A 16,285-nucleotide genomic window follows, 5' to 3' on the forward strand; every position below is an offset into this window, starting at 1 on the left:
CCTACGGCTCCACGCGCTGGCCCTTGCCGACGACGACGATGCCGCTGTCGCTGACGGTGTAGAGCTTGCGGTCCTTGTCGAGGTCGACGCCGATCCGCGCACCCTCGGGAATGGTGACGTTCTTGTCGATGATCGCGTTGCGGACGACCGCGCGCCGACCCACCGACACGCCCTCCATGATCACCGAGCCCTCCACGTGCGCCCACGAGTTGACGCGCACGTTGGGGGAGATCACCGAGCGTTCCACCAGGGAGCCGGACACGACGACGCCGGGGGAGATCATCGACTCGACGGCGCGGCCCTGGCGGTCGTCGTAGCCGTGGACGAACTTCGCCGGCGGCCAGGAGCCGTAGTTGGTGTAGATGGGCCAGTCCATGTTGTAGAGGTTGAAGACCGGCAGGGTCGCGATGAGGTCCATGTGGGCCTCGTAGAACGAGTCCAGCGTGCCCACGTCGCGCCAGTAGCCGCGGTCGCGGTCGGTGCTGCCCGGGACCTCGTTGTCGCGGAAGTCGTAGACGTTGGCCTCGCCCTTCTCGACCAGCATCGGGATGATGTTGCCGCCCATGTCGTGCTTGCTGTCGGGGTTCGCCGCGTCGGCGGTGACCGCCTCGCACAGGGCGCGGGTGGTGAAGACGTAGTTGCCCATCGAGGCGTAGATCTCGTCCGGCGAGCCGGGCAGGCCGTCGACCTCGGTGGGCTTCTCCCGGAACGCGCGGATGCGCCTGCCGTCCTCCGCCACGTCGATGACACCGAACTGGTCGGACATCGCCTTCGGCTGCCGGATGCCGGCCACGGTCACGGCGGCGCCCGAGGCGATGTGGTCGTTGACCATCTGCTTCGGATCCATGCGGTAGATGTGGTCGGCACCGAACACGATGACGTAGTCGGGGTTCTCGTCGTTGATCAGGTTCAGGCTCTGGTAGATCGCGTCCGCCGACCCGGCGAACCAGCGCGGGCCGAGCCGCTGCTGCGCCGGCACCGGCGTCACGTAATTGCCCAGCAGCGTCGACATCCGCCACGTCTTGGTGATGTGCCGGTCCAGGGAGTGCGACTTGTACTGGGTGAGCACGACGATCTTCAGGAAGCCGCCGTTGGCCAGGTTCGAGAGGACGAAATCGATCATGCGGTAGATGCCGCCGAACGGGACGCCGGGCTTGGCCCGGTCCGCGGTGAGGGGCATCAGGCGCTTGCCCTCGCCCCCGGCCAGAACGATCGCGAGCACCTTGACAGCCATGACCGTGACGCTAACTTTCCTACCGCACTCACGCCAGTCGAAAGGCTTATTCTGCCTGACGTGACTGACTCGCGTACGGAACTCCGCGTCGACCTGTTCACCCGGGAGTACCCGCCGGAGGTGTACGGCGGCGCGGGCGTGCACGTCGAGTACCTCGCGCGGGATCTGCGCCCCCTCACCGACGTCCGGGTGCACTGCTTCGGCGGCGCGCGCGACGAGCCGGGAGTGACCGCGTACCCGGATCCCGTCGGCCTCGCCGGGGCGAACGCGGCCCTACGCACGATGGGCGTCGACCTGGAGATGGCGGCGGGCGCCGAGGGCACGGACATCGTGCACAGTCACACCTGGTACGCCAACCTGGCCGGGCACACCGCCAAGCTGCTGTACGGGGTCCCGCACGTCGTCACCACGCACAGCCTGGAGCCGCTGCGCCCGTGGAAGGCCGAGCAGCTCGGCGGCGGCTACGCGCTCTCGTCGTTCATCGAGCGCACCGCGATCGAGTCGGCGGACGCGATCATCGCGGTCTCCGGCGGGATGAAGCGCGACGTGCTGACGGCGTACCCGAGCGTCGACCCGGAGAAGATCAGGGTGGTCTACAACGGCATCGACACCGAGCAGTACGCCCCGAACCACGGCACCGACGTGATCGAGCGGCTCGGCATCGACCTGAACCGCCCGAGCGTCGTCTTCGTCGGGCGCATCACCCGGCAGAAGGGCCTGCCCTACCTGATGCGGGCCTGCCACGACCTGCCCCCGGAAACGCAGATCGTGCTGCTCGCCGGCGCACCGGACACCAAGGAGATCGCCGCCGAGGTGGAGGGGCTCGCGATCCAGCTGCGTAACGCCCGCGACGCGCGCGGGGTGGTCTGGGTGCAGGAGATGCTGCCCAAGCACGAGGTCGTGCAGGTGCTGACGCACGCGACCGTCTTCGTCTGCCCGTCGGTCTACGAGCCCATGGGCATCGTGAACCTGGAGGCGATGGCCTGCGAGACCGCCGTGGTCGCGACCGCGACCGGCGGCATCCCCGAGGTGGTCGCGGACGGTGAGACCGGCCTGCTCGTGCCGATCGACCAGGTCGCCGACGGCACCGGCACCCCGGTCGAGGAGGACAAGTTCGTGGCGGACCTGGCCTCAGCGATCCAGCGGCTCGTCGAGGACCCGGCCCGGGCCCGGGAGCTGGGCCTGGCCGGACGCCGCCGCGCCGTGGAGAAGTTCTCCTGGGGCACCATCGCCCAGGACACGCTCGAGGTCTACCGCTCGGTCCTCTGAATGAGGGCGGCGGCGACCGCGCGTCCGGACAGCCAGGCGGTCTGGACGCGCGGCCTGCCGAACGCGTCCCCGGCCAGCCACACCCGGCCGTCGACCGCGTAGGCGGCGGACTCCCGCGACACGGGCTGCGCGGAGGTCCAACGACGCACCTGGATCTCCGGTTCGGCCGCGATCCCGAGTATCTCGCCGACCGCGCGGGCCAGCGGCGGCCCGGCGGCGGACGGGTCGGCGAGGTGCTCGCGCGCCAGCTCCGGGGTCGAGTGCGCGACCAGGACCGGCGCGCGGTCGCCGCGCCGGTCGCCGTCGTCGCACACCGTCGCCAGCACCGGGTGGTCGTTCACGAACGCGCCGTGGAAATCACCCCAGACCCTCTCCGGGTACGCCAGAACGGCGGTGAGCACCGGCTGCCACTCCTGCCGCCGGGTGGCCGCCGCGACCCCGGCGGGCGGCGCCAGGCGCAACGCCTGGGGGCCGGGCATGGCCAGCACCACCGCGTCCGCGTCGTCCGGGACGGCCCGCACCTCGTGGTCCAGCGTCACGTCGAGCCCCCGGGCGAGGTCCACCGCGAGCGAGCGCAGGCCGCCCGGCGCCGCCCACCGCATCGGCCCCCGGGCGGGCGAGCCGGGAAAGACGGCGAACGTGTCCGTCCAGGGCCGGGCCAGCCCCGCGGCCCGCCACCGCTCGGCGAGCACCGCGAAGTCCGGGTCGTCCGCGACGAAGTAGGCGGCGCCGATGTCGGCGTACCGGCCGGCGTGGCGCTCGCTCGCGAGCCGTCCGCCGACCACCCGGTCGCGCTCGAGAACGCGGACCCGCACGCCGGCCGCGGTGAGCTCCCGCGCACACGCCAGACCGGCGATACCCGCCCCGACCACGACCACGTCCATGGGACGACTCTAGGGAGCGGGCACACTGGGTGGGTGCCCCGTCCCCCCGTCAGGCTCATCCTGATCGCCGCAGTCGTGCTGCTCGCCGTCGTCGCGCTCGGCTTCGCCCTCGTGCGGGCCGCCTCCCACGACGAGCCGCCACCCGCCCCGATCGCCGGCCCGGCGGCGGTCAGCAGCCCCGGGCGCTGCGGCGCGGTGCCGGCCCGGGCCGCCCGCGAGCTGCGCGGCATGTGGCTGACCACTGTCATGAACATCGACTGGCCCAGCCGGCCGGGCCTGCCCGAGGCGCGGGTCCGCGCCGAGTACCTGCGCTGGCTGGACCTGGCCGTCGCCCAGCGCCACAACGCGATCTTCGTGCACGTCCGGCCGTCCGGCGACGCGTTCTGGCCGTCGGACCACGCGCCCTGGTCGGAGTGGCTCACCGGCAAGCGGGACGGCAGGTCGCCCGGATGGGACCCGATGGCGTTCATGGTCGCCGAGGCGCACGCGCGCAACCTGGAGTTCCACGCGTGGTTCAACCCGTACCGGGGAACCCAGCCCGGGCCGAGCGGGCCCGGCGCCGACTTCGCGAAGCTGGCGCCGAACCATCCGCTGCTCAAGCACCGCGACTGGGCCATCGCCTACCCCGACGGCGAGCGGGCCCGGCTGTACTTCGACCCGGGTAACCCCGACGCCCGCAGGTTCGTCGAGGAGGCGATGCTCGAGGCCGTTCGCGAGTACGACGTGGACGGCGTGCACTTCGACGACTTCTTCTACCCGTACCCGGAGGGTGGCGGGAACACCTTCGACGACGACGCGAGCTTCGGCCGGCGCCCGGACAAGTCGCTGAACCGTGACCAGTGGCGGCGGGACAACGTCAACACGCTGGTCCGGGAGATGAGCGAGCGGATCAAGCAGCTCAAGCCGTGGGTCAAGTTCGGGATCAGCCCGTTCGGCATCTGGCGCAACAAGGCCACCGACCCGGCCGGCTCCGACAGCCGGGGCCTGGAAAGCTACGACAGCATCTACGCCGACACCCGGACCTGGGTGCGCGAGGGCTGGCTCGACTACGTGGTGCCGCAGCTCTACTGGGCGATCGGCTTCGACAAGGCCGACTACGCCAAGGTTCTCCCGTGGTGGTCGAAGCTCGTCGCCGGCACCGGCGTGCAGCTCTACATCGGCCAGGGTGACTACCGGGTCGGCGAGAAGGGCCCGTGGCGCGAACCCGACCAGTTGGAGCGCCAGCTGTCCCTCAACGACACCTACGGCGTGCAGGGCAGCGTCCACTTCAGCGCCAAGCAGATCCGCGCCGACCGGCTGGGCGCGGTCACCCGCTACCGCACCCGCCACTACGCGGCGCCGGCGCTGCTGCCGACCATGAACCGGCTTCCGGCGCGGCCCCCGATCGCGCCGAGGACGACCGGCGCCCGGCACGCGGACGGCGGGGTGTCCGTCGAATGGCAGGCCGGCGGTGGCGGCGAGCCGGTGTCCTGGGCGCTCTACCGGGTCGACGGCCCGGCGGCGAACCTGGTCGCCACCGGCCGCGTGGGCTCCGGCAAGGTCGTGGACCCGGCGCCGCCCGCCGGCGGCGCCACCTACTGCCTGAGCGCCCTGGACCGCTCCGGCAACGAGAGCGCGCTCAGCAACCCCGTCACGGCCGCGTCGGCCGGCTAGCCCGTCACCACGCCGTCGGACACCGCGAAGTGGCGGTTGGTGCGGACCGCCTCCAGCATCCGCCGGTCGTGGGTGACCAGCAGCAGCGTCCCCGGATAGTCGGCCAGGGCCGACTCGAGCTGCTCGATGGCCGGCAGGTCGAGGTGGTTGGTCGGCTCGTCCAGCACCAGCAGGTTGACGCCGCGCGCCTGCAGCAGCGCCAGCGCCGCCCGGGTCCGCTCGCCCGGCGACAGGGTGCCCGCGGGCCGCAGGACGTGCGCCGCCTTGAGCCCGAACTTCGCGAGCAGCGTCCGCACCTCGGCGTCGGGGAGGTCCGGCACGGCCGCGCCGAACGCGGTCAGCAGCGCCTGGTCGCCGAGGAACAGCCCTCGGGCCTGGTCGACCTCGCCCACCACCACCTGCGGTCCGAGGTGGGCGCTGCCCTCGTCCAGCGCGAGCCGGCCGAGCAGGGCCGCGAGCAGCGTCGACTTGCCGGAGCCGTTCGCGCCGGTGATCGCCACCCGGTCCGCCCAGTCGATCTGCAGCGTGACCGGGCCGAGGGTGAACGCTCCCCGGCGTACCAGAGCGTCGCGCAGGGTGGCCACGACGGCGCCGGCGCGGGACGCGACGGCGATCTCCATCCGGAGGTCCCATTCCTTGCGGGGTTCCTCCACGACCTCCAGCCGCTCGATCATCCGTTGCGTCTGGCGGGCCTTCGCCGCCTGCTTCTCGGTGGACTCGGAGCGCAGGTTACGGCCGATCTTGTCGTTGTCCTTGGTCTTGCGGCGGGCGTTGCGGACGCCGTGCTCCATCCAGTTGCGCTGCATCCGGGCCCGGTCCTCGAGCGCCGACACCCTGCCGGCGTACTCGTCGTAGTTCTCGCGGGCGTGCCGGCGCAGGGTCGCGCGTTCCTCCAGGTAGGCCTCGTAGCCGCCGCCGTAGAGGGTGACCCGCTGCTGGGCGAGGTCGAGCTCGAGGACCTCGGTGACCGTCCGCGACAGGAACTCGCGGTCGTGGCTGACCAGCACCGTGCCGGCGCGCAGCCCGGTGACGAACTCCTCCAGCCGGCGCAGCCCGTCCAGGTCGAGGTCGTTGGTGGGCTCGTCGAGCAGGAAGATGTCGTAGCGGCTCAGCAGCAGCGACGCCATGGAGGCCCGCGCGGCCTGCCCGCCGGACAGCGCCGTCGTGGGATGGTCCAGCGACACGGCCAGGCCCAGATCCGCGGTGACCTGCTCGGCCCGCTCGTCGAGGTCCGCGCCGCCGAGGTCCAGCCAGCGCTCCAGCGCCGCGGTGTACGCCTCTTCGGCCCCGGGCTTCCCCTCGGCGAGCGCCTCCGCGGCCGTGTCCATCGCGACCTGCGCGGGCCCCACGCCCGTGCGGCGGGCCAGCAGGTCGCGGACCGTCTCGCCCGCCCGGGCCTCGCGTTCCTGCGGCAGGTAGCCGACGGTGGCGGTGGGCGGGCTGAGCGACACCGAGCCGGACTCCACCGGCAGCAGGCCCGCGAGGGTGCGCAGCAGCGTCGTCTTGCCGGCACCGTTGGCCCCGACCAGTCCGATGGTGTCGCCGGGGGCGACGACCAGGTCGAGGTCCGAGAACAGGGCGCGGTCGCCGTGCCCCGCGGCGAGGTTCCGGGCGATCATTTCGCTCATCGGGGCCCGACTCTATCGCCGCCTCATCCTGCGATCGGCACCGCCGTGCCGCTGACCCGCACCCCGGCCTCGCCGGGTAGCAGCGTGACCGTGAGGTGTCCGGGGCGACCCAGGTCCGCTCCCTGGGACAACTCGATCACCGCGTCGCCCTCGACCAGCCACAGGTCGCGCAGGTAGCCGCCCAGGGCCGCCGCCGCGGCACCTGTCGCCGGGTCCTCGTAGACGCCGCCGACCGGGAACGGGTCGCGCACGTCGAAGTGGTGTTCGTCCTCGCGCCAGACCAGCTGGACGGTGGTCCAGCCGCGGAGCTCCATGAGCGCCTTGAGCGCCGGCACGTCGTAGTCCAGGTCCGCAAGGCGCTGCCGGGTGGTCACGGCGAGGATCGGGTGGTACGCCCCGGCGTACGCCACCCGCGGCGGCAGGGCGGTGTCGAGGTCGGATCGGGCCCAGCGCAGCGCGGTGAGCAGCGCCGTCAGGTCGTCCTCGGCGAGCTCGGCCACCCGGGCGCCCACGCTGGTCAGGGTGGCGCGCCGGTGCTCGTCGACGGTGACCGGCACCTCGCCGGCGTTGGTGACGAAGACGTACGTGCCCGGCCCGTGCCGGTCGGCGAGCGCCACCGCCGTGGCGACGGTGGCGTGCCCACAGAACGGCACCTCGGCGAGCGGGCTGAAGTAGCGGACGCGCAGCACCCCGTCCCCGCGCCGCTCGGTGACGAAGGCGGTCTCGGAGTAACCCACCTCCGCGGCGACGGACAGCATGTCGGCGTCGGACAGGGCGGCCGCGTCCAGCACCACGCCGGCCGGGTTGCCGCCGGAGGGGTCGGCGCTGAAGGCGGCGTACCGAAGGATGTCGAGGTCTGTCATGGGGTCGAGCCTGCCTCGCGCCGACGCGGGGAACCAGGGCCAATCGCCGGGCTCTGGTCTTGGGCGAACGTCGCGGGCCGGGGGTAGCGTCTCCGAGGTGACGAAGGCTCCCCTCCCGCCCACGGATCTTCCCCGCACGCTCGGTGATCTGCGCGCCTCCGGGCACGAGTTCCGCACCGTGAAGCAGGAGCTGCGCGACAACCTCCTCGACCGGCTGCGCCGCGGCGAGCCGCGGTTCCCCGGCATCGTCGGCTTCGACGAGACCGTGCTGCCCGAGGTCGAGCGGGCGCTGCTCGCCGGCCACGACCTGGTCCTGCTCGGCGAGCGCGGGCAGGGCAAGACCCGGCTCCTGCGGGCGCTGGCCGGCCTGCTCGACGAGTGGACGCCGGCCATCGCCGGCTCGGAGCTGCGCGAGCACCCCTACCAGCCGCTCACCCCGGCGTCGCGCCGCCTGGCCGACGAGACCGGCGACCTGCTGCCGATCACCTGGCTGCACCGCTCGGAGCGCTACGGCGAGAAGCTCGCCACGCCCGACACGAGCGTCGGCGACCTCATCGGCGACGTCGACCCGATCAAGGTGGCGCAGGGGCGCGCCTTGGGCGACCCGGAGACCATCCACTTCGGCCTCGTACCCCGCACCAACCGGGGCATCTTCGCCGTCAACGAGCTCCCCGACCTCGCCGAGCGCATCCAGGTGTCGCTGCTCAACGTCCTCGAGGAGCGCGACATCCAGGTGCGCGGCTACCAGCTGCGGCTGCCGCTCGACCTGCTGCTGGTCGCCTCGGCCAACCCCGAGGACTACACCAACCGGGGCCGCATCATCACCCCGCTCAAGGACCGCTTCGGCGCCGAGATCCGCACCCACTACCCGGTGGACCTCGAGCTCGAGACCGCGCTGATCCGGCAGGAGGCGGCGCTGGTCGCCACCGTGCCCGACCACCTGATCGACGTCCTGGCCCGCTACACCCGCCAGGTGCGCGAGTCGCCGGCGGTGGACTCCCGCTCCGGCGTCTCGGCGCGGTTCGCGATCGCGGCCGCCGAGACCGTGGCGGCGTCGGCGCTGCGGCGCTGCGGCCTGCGCGGGGAGACTGAGGCCGTCGCCCGCATCGGCGACACCGTGTCGGTCACCAGCACCCTGCGCGGCAAGGTCGAGTTCGACAGCGGCGAGGAGGGCCGCGAGACCGAGATCCTCGCCCACCTGCTGCGCCTGGCCACCGCGGAGACGTTCCGGGCCCGGCTGTCCGGTCTCGACCTCTCCGGCTTCACCGCTCTCGTCGCCGAGGGCGCGGTCATCGAGAGCGGCGACCTGGTCTCGGCCGAGGAGCTGCTCGCGCAGATCGGCACCGTGCCGGGCCTGGCCAAGGTCCTCGACCGCCTCGGCCTGGGCGACGCGCCCAGCCCGGGACAGGCCGCGTCCGGTGTGGAGTTCGTCCTCGAGGGACTGCACCTCACCCGCCGGCTGGCCAAGGAGCTGACCAACGACGGCCGCACCCGCTACGGGAGCTGACTCATGCCCGAACGCAGTGAGGGCATCATTGAGCTCAGCGCCTTCGTGCCTCATGGCGGCACGGAGCGAAGCGGAGTGCCGGCATGAGCGGAAACCGCTTCCGATACGGGGTGTGGCATGACGGGCCGGATCCGCTCGCCCCGCCGTACGACGTGCGGGCCGCGGTCGACGAGGTGGGCGAGCGCGTCCTCGGCGGCGAGAGCCTGCGGAACGCGCTGCGCGACCTGATCCGCCGTGGCCCGCGGGACGGCCGTGGCCTGGACGACCTGCGGGCCCGCGCCCAGCGGATGCGCCGCGACGCGCTGCGCCGCGGCAACCTCGACGGCGCGGTCACCCGTGCCCGGCAGCTGCTCGACCAGGCGCTCGCCGCCGAGCGCGACGAACTGCGCGGCCGCGAGGACCCTTTCCGCGAGACGGTCCTGGACAACCTGCCCCGCTCCACGTCGCGGGCCATCGAGGAGCTGTCCGGATACGACTGGGCCAGCGCCGAGGCCCGCGATCTCTACCAGCGGATCCTCGACGGCCTGCGGAGCGAGGTCGTCGAGCAGCGGTTCGCCGGGTTGCGGGACGCCCTGCGGGGTCAGGACCCGGCCGCCGACGCCCGGTTGGCGCGGATGATCGCCGACCTCAACGACCTGCTCGGCCGGCACGCCCGCGGCGAGGACACCGACGACGCGTTCCAGCGGTTCATGGACAAGCACGGCGATCTCTTCCCGGAGCGGCCCGGAAACGTCGAGGAGCTGATCGACTCGCTGGCCCGGCGGGCCGCCGCGGCGCAGCGGCTGCTGCGCTCGCTCAGCCCGCAGCAGCGCGAGGAGTTGTCGCGGCTCATGGACCGGGCGCTGGGCGACGCGCTGCGTGCTCAGCTCGCCGAGCTGACCGATAGTCTGCGCTCGCTGCGACCCCACCTCGGTTGGGGCCGTGGCGAGCGGCTGCGTGGCACCGACGACCTCGGCTACGGCGACGCCGCCGCCGCGCTGGGGGAGATCGGCGAGCTGGACGAACTGCTCGAGCAGTTGGGCCAGGACCATCCCGGCGCCACCCTCGACGACGTCGACGTCGAGGCGGTCGAACGCCGGCTCGGCCGGGACGCCGCCGACGACGTCCGGCGCCTGCGCGAGCTGGAGCGCGAGCTGCGGCGCCAGGGCTGGGTCACCCGGGACGACGAGGGTCTGACACTGTCGCCCAAGGCGCTGCGACGGCTGGGGCACACGGCGCTGGCCCGGGTGTTCGACGACCTCGGCGGCAAACGGCACGGCGAGCACGACCTGCGCGACGCCGGCGCGGCCGGTGACCTGATCGGTTCGTCGCGCCGCTGGCGCTTCGGCGACGAGCAGCCGCTCGACGTGGTGCGCACGATCGGCAACGCGGTCCGCCGGCGGGCGGGGCAAGGCGGGGGATCCCTACCGGTGGCTCTGGAGCCGGAGGACTTCGAGGTGGCGGAGACCGAGCGGCGCGCCTCGGCGGTGGTGGCGCTCTGCGTCGACCTGTCGTACTCGATGTTCGCCGACGGTCGCTGGGGCCCGATGAAGCAGACGGCACTGGCCCTGTCCCACCTGGTGGAGACGCGATTTCCCCAGGACTCGCTGCAGATCGTCGGCTTCGGCCGCCACGCGATGTCGCTGTCGCAAGGTGAGCTGGCCGGCATCGAGCCGGATCTGGTGCAGGGCACCAATCTGCAGCACGCGCTGAAGCTGGCCGGGCGGCATCTGCGCCGGCATCCGGGCGCGGAGCCGGTCGTGCTGGTGGTGACCGACGGCGAGCCGACCGCGCACCTGGAGGCGGACGGGGAGGCGTTCTTCACCTGGCCGACCACGCCGGAGACCGTCCGACTCACCGTGCGGGAGGTCGATCAACTCACCCGGTACGGCGCCACGCTGAACCTGTTCATGCTCGGGGAGGATCCCGGCCTGCGGCGGTTCGTCGACGCCGTGGCCCAGCGCAGCGGCGGGAGGGTGTTCAGCCCGGACGTGGGCGAGCTCGGCCGCTACGTGGTCGACGACTATGTGCGCAGCCGACGCGGCAGACGTCCTTCCTAGGACGGCTGAGGCGAGGTGCGTCCGGCCACGCGGCCGCGCCGCGGCACGGGGTGGTCCAGGGTCGTGGCGAGGCTGGATATAGTGACTCGGCGAGTGAGCGACCCGGCTGTCCGGGGGGACGGCGGTCAGCCGACGGCGCCGAGCGGGCCGGGCCGGTGACGTCCGTGGGTGTGGGACTCGCGGACGGGTTCGGGGGAGAAGGGGGCGCCATGTCGCAGCACGCCGCGCCCATCACCGCCAGCAATCGCATCTGGACGATCCCCAACATGATCAGCTTCGTGCGGTTGTTGGGCGTGCCGCTCTTCCTCTACCTGCTGCTCGGCCCGGAGAACGACGTCGCCGCGGTGATCGTGCTCGCCCTCGGCGGCACCACCGACTGGGTCGACGGGTACGTCGCCCGCCGGATGAACTCGGTCAGCCGCCTCGGCGAACTGCTCGACCCGTTCGCCGACCGGCTCTACATCCTGGCCACCCTCACCGGCTTCACCGTGCGCGAGATCGTACCCTGGTGGCTGGCCGCCGCCCTGCTGCTGCGGGAGGTGGTCCTGGCCGTCGTCCTGCTGGTGCTGCGCCGCCACGGATACGGGCCACCGCCCGTGCACTACGTCGGCAAGACCGGCACGTTCATGCTGCTCGGCGCGTTCCCCGTGCTGCTGCTCGCCAAGGCGGTGCCGTCGATCGCGGCCGTCGCCGGTCCGCTCGGCTGGGCCATCGCGTGGTGGGCCCTCGGCCTCTACTGGGCGGCCGCCGCGCTCTACCTGGCCCAGGCGCGGACGATGCTGCGCGCCGACCGGGCCCTCGCCGGATGACCTCGCCCGACGACGGCGGCGCGCAGCCCCGGACCTTCACCCCGGACTTCCTCACCGAGCTGTTCCGCAACCCGCTCGACCCGGGATACGCCGAGGCGGCCGAGCGCCGCGCCCGGGGCGAGGGCCCGTCGGCCGCCCGCCGGAAGCTGCTCAGCGCGATCAGCGCGCTGACCCTGGCCGGCGTCGGCTTCCTGCTGGTCGTGGCCTACCGGCAGACCGTCGCCGACGAGCCGGCCCGGGCACAGGCCAGAGACACCCTCATCGAGCAGGTGCAGAACCGCCGCGAGGAGACCGCCGAGTTGCAGGCCCGTGCCGAGCGGCTCCGCGCCGAGGTCGCGGACCTGCGGGAGCGTGAGCTCGGCGGCGCCGCCGTGGCGCGGATGCGCGACCTCGAGGCGGAGACCGGGCTGGCGCCGGTCCGTGGATCGGGCGCCCGGATCACCGTCGGGGACGGCCCGACGCCGGTCGACCCGGCGACCGGGGAACACCGCGGCGAGGCCCGGGTCCGCGACACCGACCTGCAGCTCGCGACCAACGCGCTGTGGGCGGCCGGCGCGGAGGCGGTCGCGGTCAACGGCCAGCGGCTCACCTCGACCTCGACGATCCGCCAGGCGGGCCAGGCGATCCTGGTCGACTTCCGGCCGGTGACCACGCCCTACCAGGTCGTCGCGATCGGGCCGGAGTCGCTCGTGGAGTCCTTCCGCGACGGCTCGGCCGGCCGGTTCTTCCGGGCCCTCAACGCCAAATTCGGCATGTCGTACGACGTCGCCGAGGTGCACGACGTGACCCTCGACGCCGCCGCCGAGCCGAACCTGCGCCAGGCGACCCCCTCCGCGCCCCCGTCGTCACCCGCGCGGTCGTCCCCGTCGTCCACTCCGTCCAGCTCTCCGTCGAAAGGCGGCTGATGATCGCCGTACTCGCCCTGATCGCCGGTGTCGTCCTCGGGATCGTGTTCCATCCCACGGTGCCGCCGGCGTTGCAGCCGTACCTTCCCATCGCGGTCGTGGCCGCGCTCGACGCGGTCTTCGGCGGGGTACGGGCGAAGCTCGACGGGATCTTCGACGACAAGCAGTTCGTCGTGTCGTTCATCGCCAACGTGGTGGTGGCGGCGCTGATCGTCTACCTGGGTGACCAGCTCGGCGTGGGCGGGCAGCTCTCCACGGGCGTCGTGGTGGTCCTCGGCGTCCGCATCTTCGGCAATGTGGCGGCGATTCGCCGGCACCTGTTCCGGGCGTAGGCGGGCGATGAACGACGAGAAGGATCCCCCGGATCTGCCCGGCGACACCCCGCCGGAGCCCTCGACGCCGGGTGGCGACGACGAGCCGACCGTCGTCTCGACGCCGTCGGCGGACGCAGGGGAGGCCGGGGACGACGGGCCGACCCTGGTCACGTCGACGGTGGTTCCGGCGCCGTCCGTGGACCCGGTGGACGGTGGGGACGATGGGCCGACCGTGGTCACGGCGCGGTTCGCGGGCGAGGGGACGCCGACCGCCTCTGAGGCGGCGGAACCGGGCGCACCGTCCGTACCCGATGATCCGGAGCCCGCGCCGTCACCCGAACCGGTGAGCACCGGGGCGGTCGCCGCGCCGTGGCGTCGACTGTCCTCGGCGGGCGCGCTCATCTGGGTGCTGCTGGCGCTGTTCGGCTTCACCCTCGTGGTCCAGCTGCGCAGCAACGACGCCGACTCCGGCCTGGCTTCGGCCCGGCAGGAGGATCTGGTCCGGATCCTGTCCGACCTGGAGGCCCGCGACCAGCGGCTGCAGCAGGAGATCAGCACCCTGGAGGACAGCCAGCGGCAGCTGACCTCCGGCGTCGCCGGGCGACAGGCCGCCCTGGCCGAGGCCGACAAGCGGGCGCAGGAACTGGGTCTGCTCTCCGGCACGCTCCCGGCCCGCGGACCCGGGTTGAAGATCACGATCGATCCCCGTGGGCAGCCGATCAAGGCGTCGTCGATCCTCAACGCCGTGCAGGAGCTGCGCGGCGCCGGCGGGGAGGTCATGGAGCTCATCGGCGACAACGGCGTCTCGGTGCGCATCGTGGCGTCGTCCTACTTCGTCGACGCGGACGGCCGCAACGTCATGGTCGACGGCAAGCAGCTCAGCGGCCCGTACACGCTCTGGGTGATCGGGGTGCCGTCGACTATGCAGACGGCTTTACAGATCCCCGGTGGGGTGGTGGCGTCGGTGAGCCAGGCCGGCGGTAACGTGACCATGGAGCAGCGCGCCACGGTCGAGGTGACCGCGGTGCGTCAGCCAGCCAGCCTGCAGTACGCGCGTCCGGTCTCGTGAGCGGGCGCGCTTCTCAACGGAGGAATGCGTGATTCCCGAGGATCTGCGGTACACGGCCGAGCACGAGTGGGTGTCCGGCGACGGCACCGGGCCCGTGCGGGTGGGCATCACCCACTTCGCGCAGGACGCGCTCGGCGACATCGTCTTCGTGCAGTTGCCCGAGGAGGGCACCACGGTGCAGGCCGGTGACCAGCTCGGCGAGATCGAGTCGACGAAGAGCGTTTCGGAGATCTACGCGCCCATCGCGGGCACCGTGGTCGCCCGCAACGCGACGCTCACCGACGAACCCGAGCTGATCAACGCCGAGCCGTACGCCGCCGGGTGGCTCGTGGAGATCGCCCCGGAGGATCCGGCGGCGGTTTCCGGCCTGCTGGACGCCGAGGCGTACAAGGCACTGACCGACGGCTGAGCCGCACCGGTCGGGCATCGCCCGCGCGTCTGGTTGCCCGGTATTTCGGCGCTGACTAGGCTCGCGGGGCACATGAAGAACTGTTATTACTTCGAAACCGATAGTCGTACGTCCGGAGCACCGGGCAGCGGCGGCGGGGGCGCTGCGCTCCGGACCTCACGTCCGGCTCGCTACCCTTCGTCGTCGGGCGGCGACCGAAACAGATCCGTGAGGTGGTCCATGACGCGCCCAGACGACGAGTTCCCCCCGCTCGACGTCACGTCCACGCTGAACCTCGGAGCGCTCGACGAGGTGCTCGAGGGACCAGAGACCGACGTGGTGCCGAGCCGGATGTCCGGCTCGCTGCCACCCGGAATGGCCCTGCTGGTGGTGCGCCGGGGTCCCAACGCGGGCGCGCGGTTCCTGCTGGACCATGACGTGACCACGAGCGGGCGGCACCCCGACAGCGACATCTTCCTCGACGACGTGACGGTTTCGCGCCGGCACGCCGAGTTCCACCGCGACGGGGGTACGTTCACGGTGCGTGACGTCGGCTCGCTCAACGGTACGTACGTGAACCGTGAGCGCGTCGAGTCCGCGACCCTGAGCAACGGTGACGAGGTCCAGATCGGCAAGTTCCGCCTGGTCTTCATCGCCGGTCCGCGGCCGGAGGGCGAGGGCAGCGGGGCGTGAACCCGGCGGGGGCGGCCGCACACGACCCGGGTTCCCGCCCGGGTCGTGACGTCGCGCTGATGAGCATCGGGGAGGTGCTGGCCCAGCTGCGCACGGAGTTCCCCGACACAACGATCTCCAAGCTCCGGTTCCTGGAGGCGGAGGGGCTGGTCGACCCGCAGCGCACCGCCTCCGGCTATCGCAAGTACTCGTGGAACGACGTGGCCCGGCTGCGGTTCGTGCTGACCGCCCAACGCGATCAGTACCTGCCGTTGCGGGTCATCCGCGAGCAGTTGGAGGCCCTGGAACGCGGCGACGAACCGCTGAGCCGTCAGCGGCCGTCGCTGGTCGCGGTCGGTTCGGAGGCGGAGGTCGCCGCGGACGCGGCCGACGCCCGGGTGGCCCGGGCCGACCTGGTCGAGCGGACGGGCGTCGACGAGCCGATGCTCGCCGAGCTCGAACGCATCGGCCTGGTCACCTCCCGCCCGCCGGGCTGGTACGACGGGGACTCGGTGGTGATCGTCGAGGCGGTCGCCGGGCTGATCCGCCACGGTCTCGAGGTGCGGCACCTGCGGGCGTTCCGCACCGGCGCGGACCGCGAGATGGCGTTGTTCACCCAGCTGCTGGCGCCGTTGGTCCGTCAGCAGGACCCGGCGGCGCAGGCGCGGGCGGCGGAGACCGCTCGAGAACTGCAGGCGCTGTCGCAGCGGCTGCACGCCGCGCTGGTGCGGGCGGGTCTGCGCGACACGCTCGGTCGCTGACCGCGTCGATACCCCGCGTCACTGTTTTGATCAATGGTTCGGTTACGCCGAGCGCTTAACCGCGCCGATGCGGGCCCAGCGGGACGAACAGAGCCGGGCGTCGGCGTCCGACCCGGGCGTTGACCTGCGGTTCGGCCCGATGCGGCGGGGTATGGCCTCAGGGATCGGACACGGACCTCGTGTGGCGCTTGTCCTGCGGCGTCCGTGTACCGTGCAGGATAGGGCGGGAAACAGCCTGACGGTCGCCGCTGTGGTGTGGCGACCGACGGGGCGGCGAACGACGTGCGACA

15 protein-coding genes are annotated in these 16,285 nt (G+C 72.6%); 11 read left to right on the forward strand and 4 right to left on the reverse strand.

Annotation, left to right across the window (positions count from 1 at the left end):
• Position 1: 1 nt before the first annotated feature.
• Complete coding sequence (gene glgC, locus AB0M36_RS13640) at positions 2-1,234, reverse strand: glucose-1-phosphate adenylyltransferase (RefSeq protein ID WP_364156337.1); 1,233 nt, start codon at positions 1,232-1,234, stop codon at positions 2-4.
• Between the two features lie 60 nt (positions 1,235-1,294).
• Between glgC and glgA the strand changes: the two genes are divergently transcribed.
• Positions 1,295-2,503 carry a glycogen synthase gene (gene glgA / locus AB0M36_RS13645; RefSeq protein ID WP_364156339.1) on the forward strand — a complete coding sequence of 403 codons (1,209 nt, stop codon included), beginning with the start codon at positions 1,295-1,297 and terminating at the stop codon, positions 2,501-2,503.
• Here the strand turns inward: glgA and AB0M36_RS13650 are convergent.
• On the reverse strand, positions 2,485-3,387 hold the full coding sequence (locus AB0M36_RS13650) for an FAD-dependent oxidoreductase (protein ID WP_364156342.1): 903 nt from the start codon (positions 3,385-3,387) through the stop codon (positions 2,485-2,487). The two genes, glgA and AB0M36_RS13650, sit on opposite strands and share 19 nt — an antisense overlap.
• A 33-nt stretch (positions 3,388-3,420) precedes the next feature.
• Between AB0M36_RS13650 and AB0M36_RS13655 the strand changes: the two genes are divergently transcribed.
• A complete protein-coding gene (locus AB0M36_RS13655) occupies positions 3,421-5,040 on the forward strand; it encodes a family 10 glycosylhydrolase (protein WP_364156345.1) in 1,620 nt (539 codons plus the stop codon).
• On the opposite strand, the gene AB0M36_RS13660 is transcribed toward AB0M36_RS13655, so the two are convergent.
• On the reverse strand, positions 5,037-6,668 hold the full coding sequence (locus AB0M36_RS13660; RefSeq protein ID WP_364156348.1) for an ABC-F family ATP-binding cassette domain-containing protein: 1,632 nt from the start codon (positions 6,666-6,668) through the stop codon (positions 5,037-5,039). The genes AB0M36_RS13655 and AB0M36_RS13660 overlap by 4 nt on opposite strands.
• Positions 6,669-6,691: 23 nt before the next feature.
• Positions 6,692-7,531, reverse strand: coding sequence for a PhzF family phenazine biosynthesis isomerase (locus tag AB0M36_RS13665; protein WP_364156351.1), 840 nt, complete (start codon positions 7,529-7,531; stop codon positions 6,692-6,694).
• A gap of 97 nt (positions 7,532-7,628) precedes the next feature.
• On the opposite strand from AB0M36_RS13665, the gene AB0M36_RS13670 reads away from it, so the two are divergent.
• The 9 genes from AB0M36_RS13670 to AB0M36_RS13710 all read left to right on the forward strand — a co-directional run bounded on the left by AB0M36_RS13670 (position 7,629) and on the right by AB0M36_RS13710 (position 15,995).
• Positions 7,629-9,038, forward strand: coding sequence for a sigma 54-interacting transcriptional regulator (locus tag AB0M36_RS13670; RefSeq protein ID WP_364156354.1), 1,410 nt, complete (start codon positions 7,629-7,631; stop codon positions 9,036-9,038).
• 83 nt (positions 9,039-9,121) lie between these two features.
• Positions 9,122-11,077, forward strand: a complete 1,956-nt coding sequence (locus AB0M36_RS13675) for a hypothetical protein (protein WP_364156357.1) — start codon at positions 9,122-9,124, stop codon at positions 11,075-11,077.
• Positions 11,078-11,286: 209 nt separating this feature from the next.
• Positions 11,287-11,886 carry a CDP-alcohol phosphatidyltransferase family protein gene (locus tag AB0M36_RS13680; protein WP_364156360.1) on the forward strand — a complete coding sequence of 200 codons (600 nt, stop codon included), beginning with the start codon at positions 11,287-11,289 and terminating at the stop codon, positions 11,884-11,886.
• The gene (locus AB0M36_RS13685; protein WP_364156363.1) at positions 11,883-12,791 is read left to right on the forward strand and encodes a DUF881 domain-containing protein; all 909 of its coding nucleotides are present in this window, start codon (positions 11,883-11,885) and stop codon (positions 12,789-12,791) included. Before AB0M36_RS13680 ends, AB0M36_RS13685 begins: the two co-directional genes overlap by 4 nt.
• Positions 12,791-13,123 (forward strand): small basic family protein, encoded by a 333-nt coding sequence (locus tag AB0M36_RS13690; RefSeq protein WP_071803906.1) that lies wholly within the window; start codon positions 12,791-12,793, stop codon positions 13,121-13,123. The genes AB0M36_RS13685 and AB0M36_RS13690 overlap by 1 nt, the downstream gene beginning before the upstream one ends.
• Positions 13,124-13,130: 7 nt before the next feature.
• A complete protein-coding gene (locus tag AB0M36_RS13695) occupies positions 13,131-14,174 on the forward strand; it encodes a DUF881 domain-containing protein (protein ID WP_364156366.1) in 1,044 nt (347 codons plus the stop codon).
• Positions 14,175-14,202: 28 nt separating this feature from the next.
• Positions 14,203-14,583 carry a glycine cleavage system protein GcvH gene (gene gcvH / locus AB0M36_RS13700; RefSeq protein ID WP_364156369.1) on the forward strand — a complete coding sequence of 127 codons (381 nt, stop codon included), beginning with the start codon at positions 14,203-14,205 and terminating at the stop codon, positions 14,581-14,583.
• 219 nt (positions 14,584-14,802) lie between these two features.
• Entirely contained in the window at positions 14,803-15,255 is a 453-nt protein-coding gene (locus AB0M36_RS13705; protein ID WP_023362861.1) for an FHA domain-containing protein, read from the forward strand.
• Between the two features lie 59 nt (positions 15,256-15,314).
• Positions 15,315-15,995 carry a MerR family transcriptional regulator gene (locus AB0M36_RS13710; RefSeq protein ID WP_364156372.1) on the forward strand — a complete coding sequence of 227 codons (681 nt, stop codon included), beginning with the start codon at positions 15,315-15,317 and terminating at the stop codon, positions 15,993-15,995.
• Positions 15,996-16,285: the final 290 nt, after the last annotated feature.

This window comes from Actinoplanes sp. NPDC051346 (assembly GCF_040682215.1).
In the GTDB taxonomy this organism is placed as follows: domain Bacteria; phylum Actinomycetota; class Actinomycetes; order Mycobacteriales; family Micromonosporaceae; genus Actinoplanes.